Origin of the sequence: Salinivibrio sp. MA427 (assembly GCF_001996115.1) — a bacterium.
GTDB lineage: Bacteria > Pseudomonadota > Gammaproteobacteria > Enterobacterales > Vibrionaceae > Salinivibrio > Salinivibrio costicola.
Window position 1 is genome coordinate 1 of sequence record NZ_MUFH01000336.1, and the last position, 2,422, is coordinate 2,422.

Annotated in this window: 1 protein-coding gene and 2 pseudogenes; all 3 read left to right on the plus strand. The window is 49.1% G+C overall.

The annotated features are described in order from the left end of the window. Positions 1 to 195, plus strand: a pseudogene (locus tag BZG79_RS14155) (iron ABC transporter substrate-binding protein); the annotation flags it as partial. Then, positions 171 to 1,055 (plus strand): annotated as a pseudogene (locus tag BZG79_RS14160) (extracellular solute-binding protein); the annotation flags it as partial. The pseudogenes BZG79_RS14155 and BZG79_RS14160, both read left to right, overlap by 25 nt. Positions 1,056 to 1,117: 62 nt before the next feature. Then, positions 1,118 to 2,422, plus strand: a 1,305-nt coding sequence (locus BZG79_RS14165) for an iron ABC transporter permease (RefSeq protein ID WP_077774720.1), incomplete at its 3' end; no start/stop codon positions are given.

Below are 2,422 nucleotides of genomic sequence, written 5' to 3' on the forward strand. Positions count from 1 at the left end.
ACTGAAGAGACTGGCATCAAGGTAAACGTTAAGTTTGCTAAAAAAGGCATGGCAGAAAAGGTCAAGCAGGAAGGCGAATATAGCCCAGCAGATGTCCTTCTTACGGTTGATATTTCACGCCTTAAAGAGCTGTTAAACCAAGATGTGGTGCAAGCGGTTCAAAGCGATGTACTGAAGAGACTGGCATCAAGGTAAACGTTAAGTTTGCTAAAAAAGGCATGGCAGAAAAGGTCAAGCAGGAAGGCGAATATAGCCCAGCAGATGTCCTTCTTACGGTTGATATTTCACGCCTTAAAGAGCTGTTAAACCAAGATGTGGTGCAAGCGGTTCAAAGCGATGTGATTGATAGCAATGTGCCTGAACAGTTTCGTGATAGTGAAGATAAGTGGGTAGCGCTGACAACGCGTGCACGTGCGGTATACTCTTCTCGGGAGCGAGTTGGCGAGTTAGGTGACGATTTTGACTATCTTGACTTGGCAAAACCCGAATGGAAAGGCAAGATTTGTACCCGTTCAGGCAAACACCCTTATAATGTCTCTCTTGTGTCCGCTATCATTGAAAACCATGGTGAAGCGAAAGCCAAAGAATGGCTAGAAGGGGTTAAAGACAACCTCGCGCGTAAACCACAAGGTAACGATCGCGCGCAAGTAAAAGCGATTAAAGAAGGGCTCTGTGATGTGTCGCTAGGGAATAGCTATTACCTAGGTAAGATGCTAAACGATGAAGAGCAAACAGCGTGGGCGGAAGCGGTTTATCTAAATYATCCGGGCCAGAATACTCATGGGACACATGTCAATGTGAGTGGTATGGCGATGGCGAAGTACGCACCGAACCAAGAAAACGCGCTTAAACTTATGGAATTTTTAACGTCAGACAAAGCGCAGCATATGTATGCTGAGGTTAACTTCGAAGAGCCGGTGAAAGCGGGTGTCGAGAAGTCTGAGCTAGTGGCATCTTGGGGGGATTATAAGCACGACCCAATGCCGTTAGAGGCGATTGCTGATAACTATGCCCAATCAGTGAAGCTGTTGGATGAAGTTCAGTTCGACCTGTAAACCATCGCATAGGGGCGACCACCGCCCTGTTGTCTTTCTCTGACGCCTTAATGTAGTAGGCCATGCGAGATAGATTACCCATTATAAAAACCAGCAGCTGGGGCCTAGCCCTGTTGCTGGTTTTGCCGATCTTAGCGATCTTTTACACCGCGGTTGGTGATACAGGTGATATTTTTCCTCACCTGTTCCAGACCGTGCTCCCTACCTATACCCTAAATACCAGTCTGTTAGTGGTTGGTGTGGTCGCGATTGCGATGATACTGGGTGTCCCGACAGCGTGGATGCTGGCGATGTATCAGGTACCTGGCAGCCGACAATTGCAATGGGCGATGGTCCTACCGCTGGCGATGCCCGGGTATATTATCGGTTATATCTATACGGACTGGTTTGATTATGCTGGGCCGTTGCAGCGCGCTTTACGGTATGCCTTTGAATGGCAAAGCGTGACCGATTATTGGTTCCCCGATATGCGCACGCTAACGGGGGCTTGCTTTGTCTTAGCGCTGGTGCTGTACCCTTATATTTACTTATTAACACGCGCTGCTTTTATGGAGCAAAGTGTGACCTTGACCCATTCTGCCCGCCTGTTGGGTTGCTCGCCACTTCAGAGTTTTCGCCGAATTTCTTTGCCGCTAGCCCGGCCCGCCATTGCCGTTGGCGCGTCGCTGGTGGCGATGGAGGCCTTGGGCGACTTTGGTACAGTCAATTATTTTGCCGTTAGCACACTGACCACGGCGGTCTATGATACTTGGTTGAGTTATTCAAGCTTAACGGCAGCAGCTAAAATATCCGCGATAATGCTGGTGGCGATTTTTCTTTTAATCAGTGCCGAGCGTTATGGACGACGTAAACAAGCTCAATTTAGTCCAAGCTCAAGCAGTGACGCAATCGAGAAAACGCCTTTGCGAGGCTGGCGTAAAGTAGGCGTAGTAGTCTGGTGCTGGAGCCTATTATCATTGGCTTTTATCTTACCGCTTTTACAGTTGGTGATGTACGCATGGCACTACTATGAAAAAAATGCCATCAGTGATTTCGCCGCGTTTAGCTATAACAGCTTTTATACCTCGACGTTGGCGGCTGTTATTGCGGTGGCTATTGCGTGGACAGTGAATGTCTATCGTCGCTTACGTGGTGATGGTATTAGTGTTGCACCAATGCGTCTGGCATCTATGGGCTATGCGGTACCCGGCACCGTGCTCGCTATCGGGGTAATGCTGGTGCTTACGCGCGGTGATCATGTCATTAATGATGTTGCCACCGCCTACGGATGGGGCCGGCCAGGGCTGGTACTGTCAGGGACCATGGTTGCCTTGCTGGCAGCATTTGTAGTGCGCTTTAGTGCCGTTGCCATTGGTAGTATCGAATCA